The 7,251-nt window shown below is 71.9% G+C and carries 5 protein-coding genes; 1 reads left to right on the forward strand and 4 read right to left on the reverse strand.

The features are described 5' to 3' along the window. Window positions 1-81: 81 nt before the first annotated feature. The 4 genes from ABT129_RS35510 to ABT129_RS35525 form a co-directional block, all read right to left on the reverse strand. Window positions 82-549, reverse strand: a complete 468-nt coding sequence (locus ABT129_RS35510; protein WP_351909932.1) for a GNAT family N-acetyltransferase — start codon at window positions 547-549, stop codon at window positions 82-84. Further along, complete coding sequence (locus tag ABT129_RS35515) at window positions 546-1,487, reverse strand: RluA family pseudouridine synthase (RefSeq protein WP_351909934.1); 942 nt, start codon at window positions 1,485-1,487, stop codon at window positions 546-548. Before ABT129_RS35515 ends, ABT129_RS35510 begins: the two co-directional genes overlap by 4 nt. 51 nt (window positions 1,488-1,538) lie before the next feature. Beyond that, window positions 1,539-2,162: a signal peptidase II gene (lspA, locus tag ABT129_RS35520; RefSeq protein WP_351909936.1), complete on the reverse strand. Its 624-nt coding sequence runs from the start codon at window positions 2,160-2,162 to the stop codon at window positions 1,539-1,541. 80 nt (window positions 2,163-2,242) lie between these two features. Continuing rightward, entirely contained in the window at window positions 2,243-3,097 is an 855-nt protein-coding gene (locus ABT129_RS35525) for a TraR/DksA family transcriptional regulator (RefSeq protein WP_351909938.1), read from the reverse strand. 542 nt (window positions 3,098-3,639) lie between these two features. On the opposite strand from ABT129_RS35525, the gene ileS reads away from it, so the two are divergent. Then, a complete protein-coding gene (ileS, locus tag ABT129_RS35530; RefSeq protein WP_351909940.1) occupies window positions 3,640-6,783 on the forward strand; it encodes an isoleucine--tRNA ligase in 3,144 nt (1,047 codons plus the stop codon). Window positions 6,784-7,251 lie beyond the last annotated feature (468 nt).

Consider the following 7,251-nt stretch of genomic DNA (forward strand, 5'->3'; position numbering starts at 1 on the left):
TCACGGCCACTGCCCCCTGCGTACGCCGGAACGCGGCGGACGCCACCGGGGGCAGGGAGCGCCACGGGAGGAGCGGGGGTGCTACAGGGCCCTTCGCATCGCCCGGTGGGGCATGTCCGCGTCCGGGAACTCGGGGCCGTACGCCTGGTAGCCGAGCCGCTCGTAGAAGCCGAGCGCGTGGGTCTGGGCGTGCAGGTCGACGGCGGTCAGACCCCGCTCGCGCGCCACGCCCTCGACGGCCCGGACGAGCGCCGCGCCGACCCCGAGGCCGCGGGCGGCCTGGGAGACCGCGAGGCGGCCGAGCGAACCGACGGAGGCGTCGGCGCCGGTCTTCCCGGCCGCGTCCGCCCCGAACAGGAGACGGCCGGTGCCCAGCGGCAGCCCGTCCTCGCGCACGGCGAGCACGTGCACCGCCGTCGCGTCGTACGTGTCGTACTCCAGCTCCTGCGGAACGCCCTGCTCCTCGACGAAGACCTCGCGGCGGACCGCGAAGCAGGCCTCCCGGTCCTCGGCGCCGAGCGCCTCGCGGACGCTGTACGGGCCGCTCACTGGCTCTCCGCCGCGATCCGGTCCAGGGCCTTCCGGAGGTCCTCGGGGTACGTGCTGGCGAACTCGACCCACGAGCCGTCGCCGGGGTGCTCGAAGCCGAGGCGGACGGCGTGCAGCCACTGCCGGGTCAGACCGAGGCGCTTGGCGATCGTCGGGTCGGCGCCGTAGGTGAGGTCGCCGACGCAGGGGTGGCGGTGGGCGGACATGTGCACCCGGATCTGGTGGGTGCGGCCCGTCTCCAGCTTGATGTCGAGCAGCGAGGCCGAGCGGTACGCCTCGATGAGGTCGTAGTGCGTGACGGAGGCCTTGCCGTCGGCGGTGACCGCCCACTTGTAGTCGTGGTTCGGGTGCCGGCCGATGGGGGCGTCGATGGTGCCGCTCATCGGGTCGGGGTGGCCCTGGACCAGCGCGTGGTAGCGCTTGTCGACCACGCGCTCCTTGAACTGGCGCTTGAGCGAGGTGTACGCGTACTCCGACTTGGCGACCACCATCAGACCGGAGGTGCCGACGTCGAGGCGGTGCACGATGCCCTGGCGCTCCGCGGCGCCGGAGGTGGAGATGCGGTACCCGGCGGCGGCGAGGCCGCCGATGACCGTGGTGCCGGTCCAGCCGGGGCTCGGGTGCGCGGCGACGCCGACCGGCTTCATGATCACGACGATGTCGTCGTCGTCGTGGACGATCTCCATGCCCTCGACGGGCTCGGCGACGATCTGCACCGGCGCGGCCGCGCCCGGCATCTCGACCTCGAGCCACGCGCCGCCGCTGACCCGCTCGGACTTGCCGACGACGGAGCCGTCGACCTGGACCTTCCCTGCGGCGGCCAGCTCCGCCGCCTTCGTACGGGAGAACCCGAACATACGGGCGATGGCGGCGTCGACGCGCTCGCCCTCCAGGCCATCGGGAACGGGCAGCGTGCGGATCTCGGGACTCGTACTCACCCGTCGAGTATGCCTTGCCGCGAGGACCTCGGGCCTCGCGGCAAGATCCACTCAGTCCTTGTGGACGGTGCCGTCGGGGTCCAGGCCCCGGAACGACAGGATCACGATGAGGATGCCGCCGCACACGATCGCCGAGTCGGCGAGGTTGAAGACGGCGAAATGCGCGGGGGCGATGAAGTCGACGACCGCGCCCTCGAAGACGCCCGGGGAGCGGAAGATCCGGTCCGTGAGGTTGCCGAGCGCGCCGCCGAGCAGCAGACCGAGCGCGATCGCCCAGGGCAGGCTGTAGAGCTTCCGCGCGAGCCGGATGATCACGACGATCACGGCGGCGGCGATGCAGGTGAAGATGATCGTGAAGGCCTCGCCCATGCCGAACGCGGCACCGGGGTTCCGGATGGCGTCGAAGCGCAGCCAGTCGCCGATGACCCGGATCGGCTCGCGGCCCTCCAGCTTGGCGACCACCAGCATCTTGCTGCCCAGGTCGAGCAGGTAGGCGAGGACGGCCACCACGAAGAGGGCGAGGATCCTGCGCCTTCCCCGGGGCCGCTCCCCGGGAGCGGCCGACCCGTCGTCGGGCGCGGCCGTTCCGTCGGCGGCCACCGTCTCGTCGGAGGCGGCCGTCTCGTCGGCCCCTGCTGAATCCGGCGTACCGATGATGCGCTCCGCCTCTGCCACGTGAGTGAGTCCCTCGACCTCGATGCCTGACCGTGCACCGAGGGTACGGCACAGGCGTACGAGACCGTCAGCCGAGAGCGTCAGCCGCGTCTCTCCTGCCGCTGCTTGTCCTCGACGCAGAGCGTGGCCCGCGGGAAGGCCTGCATCCGCGCCTTGCCGATCGGCTTCCCGCACACCTCGCAGAGGCCGTACGTGCCGGAGTCGAGGCGCTCCAGGGCGTGCTCGGTCTGCTCCAGCATCTCCCGGGCGTTGGCCGCGAGGGCCAGCTCGTGCTCCCGGGTGATGTTCTTGGTCCCGGTGTCGGCCTGGTCGTCCCCCGCGCCGTCGCCCGAGTCGCGCATGAGGCCGGTCAGCTCCTCCTGCGAGTGGACGAGCTCGCTGCGGAGCCGCAGCACCTCGGCCTGGAGCACGCTGCGGGCCTCGGCGACCTCTTCCGGGGTCCAGGGATCCTCGCCGGGACGCACGGCGAGCTCGCCGGTACGGGCCGGAGGCACGGCGGCCTCGTCACCGGCGGTCGTGACGCCACCCGCGGTCTTCTTCGCTGCCACCGTCCTGGCTCCTGTCTGCTTCTTCGCGGCGGGCGCCTTCTTGGCGACCGCCTTCTTCGCCGCCTTCCTGGCGGACGTCTTCCGGGCGGCGGCCCCGGGCGCGACCGTCTCCCCGCCGTCCTGCGACACGGCACCCGCCTCCTCGGCGACCGCCTCTCCGGCGACGGCCTTCCTCGCCGCTGCCTTCTTGGCGACGGCCTTCTTCGCGACGGCCTTCTTCGCGACGGTCTTCCGCGTGGCGGGCGTCTTCGTGTTCCTCGCGTTGTTCGCGACCGTCGGCGGCTCCGCGACCGTCGTCCTCTTCCCGGCCACGTCCTGGGCGCCCTCGGCCGAACCGGTGGAACCGGCGGCCGAGGTCTTCTTCGCGGCGGTCTTCTTCGCCACCATGTCGCGGCCCCTTCACATTTTGTGATCTTGCTCGCGCATCGTGCTGGGACGATAAATCGGCCCAGGGCCCGCGGCAACGGGGCTCGCCGCCGATCCCACCCCGCCCCCGCACCCCTCGGGGCGGACCTGCCTCCGTTGTGCCCAGCTCCCCGCCGGGTAATCCGTCCCGCCCCTCCCCCAGATGGCCGCACCCCAAGTCCGGCCCGCCCCGTATGGCCATTCGGGTCACGGGAAAACCGGTCTGCCACCCCGCTTCGGGCCCCGTACACTGGGCGGAGCGAAAGGCTTGGATGGGGACGAGTAGCGTCGTACGCAGCCATGAGCGACCCGGGGACGGTGAGAGCCCGGGGGCGAGCCCGATGTGAAGCATCACCCCGGAGCCGTCGGAAGAAAGCCGCAGGAGTCTGCGGCGACTAGACCTGGCGTCGCGACCCCAATGAGGGGGCTCAGGGCGTCCGCGCCCCGGGCCAAGGAGGGTGGTACCGCGGGAGCAGCTCTCTCGTCCCTCCGACGGAATGACGACAGTCCGCCGGAGGAACTCGATGACACCGCCGCAGTACCGCCAGGTGCCCGCCCAGGTCGACCTGCCCGCGATGGAGCACGCCGTGCTCGATTTCTGGCACGAGAGCAAGGTCTTCGCCAAGACCCTGGAGCAGTCCGAAGGACGCCCCGAGTGGGTGTTCTACGAGGGCCCGCCCACCGCCAACGGCATGCCCGGCGCGCACCACATCGAGGCCCGCGTCTTCAAGGACGTCTTCCCCCGCTTCCGGACCATGCGCGGCTACCACGTGGCCCGCAAGGCCGGCTGGGACTGCCACGGCCTGCCGGTCGAGCTCGCCGTCGAGAAGGAGCTCGGCTTCTCCGGCAAGAAGGACATCGAGGCGTACGGCATCGCCGAGTTCAACGACAAGTGCCGTGAGTCGGTGACCCGGCACACCGACGCGTTCGCCGAGCTGACGACCCGCATGGGCTACTGGGTCGACCTCGACGACGCGTACCGGACCATGGACCCCTCGTACATCGAGTCGGTCTGGTGGTCCCTGAAGCAGATCTTCGACAAGGACCTCCTCGTCCAGGACCACCGGGTCGCCCCCTGGTGCCCGCGCTGCGGCACCGGCCTCTCCGACCACGAGCTGGCCCAGGGGTACGAGACGGTCGTCGACCCCTCCGTCTACGTCCGCTTCCCGCTGACCTCCGGCCCGCTGGCCGGCAAGGCGGCGCTCCTCGTGTGGACGACGACCCCGTGGACCCTGGTGTCCAACACGGCCGTCGCCGCCCACCCCGAGGTCACCTACGTGGTCGCCACCGACGGCGACGAGCGGGTCGTCGTCGCGCAGCCGCTGCTGGAGAAGGCCCTCGGCGAGGGCTGGGTCACCACCGGCGAGTCCTTCACGGGCGCGGAGATGGAGCGCTGGACCTACCAGCGCCCCTTCGAGCTGGTCGCGTTCCCGGAGCCGGCGCACTACGTCGTCAACGCCGAGTACGTGACGACCGAGGACGGTACGGGTCTGGTCCACCAGTCCCCCGCCTTCGGTGAGGACGACCTCAAGGTCTGCAAGGCGTACGGCCTGCCGGTCGTGAACCCGGTCCGCCCCGACGGCACCTTCGAGGAGGACGTGCCGCTGGTCGGCGGCGTCTTCTTCAAGAAGGCCGACGAGGCCCTCACCGCCGACCTGGACGCGCGCGGGCTGCTCTTCCGGCACATCCCGTACGAGCACAGCTACCCGCACTGCTGGCGCTGCCACACGGCGCTGCTGTACTACGCGCAGCCGTCCTGGTACATCCGCACGACCGCGGTCAAGGACCGCATGCTCGAAGAGAACGAGAAGACGAACTGGTTCCCCGACTCGGTCAAGCACGGCCGCTTCGGTGACTGGCTGACCAACAACGTCGACTGGGCGCTCTCCCGCAACCGCTACTGGGGCACCCCGCTGCCGATCTGGCGCTGCGAGGACGACCACCTGACCTGCGTGGGTTCGCGCGCCGAACTGACCGAGCTGACCGGCACCGACCAGTCGGAGCTCGACCCGCACCGCCCGTACATCGACGCGGTGACCTTCGCCTGCCCCGCCGAGGGCTGCTCCCTGGAGTCCACCCGGGTCCCGGAGGTCATCGACGCCTGGTACGACTCGGGCTCGATGCCGTTCGCGCAGTACGGCTACCCGTACGAGAACAAGGAACTCTTCGAGTCCCGCTACCCGGCGCAGTTCATCTCCGAGGCCATCGACCAGACCCGCGGCTGGTTCTACACCCTCATGGCCGTCGGCACGCTGGTCTTCGACAAGTCGTCCTACGAGAACGTGGTCTGCCTGGGCCACATCCTCGCCGAGGACGGCCGCAAGATGTCCAAGCACCTGGGCAACATCCTCCAGCCGATCCCGCTGATGGACCAGCACGGCGCCGACGCCGTCCGCTGGTTCATGGCGGCCGGCGGCTCCCCGTGGGCGGCCCGCCGGGTGGGCCACGGCACGATCCAGGAGGTCGTCCGCAAGACCCTCCTGACGTACTGGAACACGGTGGCCTTCCAGGCGCTGTACGCCCGCACGTCCGGCTGGGCCCCCTCCGCCGCGGACCCGGCCCCCGCCGACCGCACGGTCCTCGACCGGTGGCTGCTGTCCGAGCTGAACACGCTCGTCGCCGAGACCACCGAGGCGATGGAGTCGTACGACACCCAGCGCACCGGCAAGCTCGTCTCGGCCTTCGTCGACGACCTCTCCAACTGGTACGTCCGCCGCTCGCGCCGCCGCTTCTGGCAGGGCGACAAGGCGGCCCTGCGCACCCTCCACGACGTGATCGAGACGGTCACGCGCCTGATGGCCCCGCTGACCCCGTTCATCACGGAGCGGGTCTGGCAGGACCTGGTGGTGCCGGTGACCGCGGACGCCCCGGAATCCGTCCACCTGGCCACCTGGCCGGAGGCGGACACCGCGCAGATCGACAAGACGCTCTCCGAGCAGATGCTGCTCGTCCGGCGCCTGGTGGAGCTGGGCCGGGCGACGCGCGCCGAGTCGGGCGTGAAGACCCGCCAGCCGCTCTCCCGGGCGCTGGTGGCGGCGACGGGCTTCGCGGCCCTCTCGCCGGAGCTCCAGGCCCAGATCACGGAGGAGCTGAACGTCAGCTCCCTGGCGTCCCTCTCCGAGGTGGGCGGCTCCCTCGTCGACACGACGGCCAAGGCGAACTTCCGCGCCCTGGGCAAGCGCTTCGGCAAGGGCGTCCAGGACGTGGCGAAGGCGGTGGCGGCGGCGGACGCGGCGGCCCTGTCCCTGGCCCTGCGCTCGGGCGAGGCGTCCCTCACGGTCAACGGCGAGGACATCACGCTGACCCCCGAGGAGATCATCATCACGGAGACCCCCCGCGAGGGCTGGTCGGTCGCCTCGGACGCGGGCGCGACGGTCGCCCTGGACCTGGAGATCACCCCGGAGCTCCGCAAGGCGGGCCTGGCCCGTGACGCGATCCGCCTGATCCAGGAGGCCCGCAAGAACAGCGGCCTGGACGTCGCCGACCGCATCGCGCTGCGCTGGCAGGCGGACTCCCCGGAGACGGTCGAGGCCCTCACGGCCCACGCGGACCTGATCGCGGACGAGGTCCTGGCGACGGACTGGACGCGGGGCGAGGGGGACGACACGTTCGGCACCCCGTTCACGGACGAGCCCCTGACCCTGACGTTCCGCCTCCGCAAGGCCTGACCCACCCCGAAGGCCCGGCGCCCCACCACGGGACCGCCGGGCCTTCGCCACACCCACCCCCAGCCTCCCCCGCCCCGCTGTGCGCAATCGCTCCGCCGGGACGAAACACTCCCCACGGTTGCGGGCCCCCGGCCGGGCCAAGGCTTCCGCGCCCCGTTGTGGGCATTCGTTCCGCTGGGGCGGAACGGGTGGGCACAACGGACCTCGCCCCTGGCCGGGCCCAGGCTTCCGCGCCCCGACCCGCACCCGTGGTGCGGCGCACAGCCGGTGCGGGCCCAGGCACAAGGAGCGGAGGCGCCGCCAAGCGCGCCGTCCCGTGTGCCCACCCGTCCCGCCCCAGCGGGACGATTGCCCACACGAGGAGGCGCGGGCCCGCCAAGGCCAAGCCCGCCCACGGACCCCGTACCCGCCCATGGCAAAGGGCCGGGGCCCCCGGGTGGCCGGGGGCCCGCCCCCAAGGCCGGCCCC

Origin of the sequence: Streptomyces sp. NPDC002057, assembly GCF_040296665.1 — a bacterium.
GTDB lineage: Bacteria > Actinomycetota > Actinomycetes > Streptomycetales > Streptomycetaceae > Streptomyces.

Coding starts and splice junctions, on each gene's coding strand:
- ABT129_RS35525 (WP_351909938.1), bottom strand. CDS start 3,097: ATGGTGGCGAAGAAGACCGCCGCGAAGAAGACCTCGGCCGCCGGTTCC.
- ileS (WP_351909940.1), top strand. CDS start 3,640: ATGACACCGCCGCAGTACCGCCAGGTGCCCGCCCAGGTCGACCTGCCC.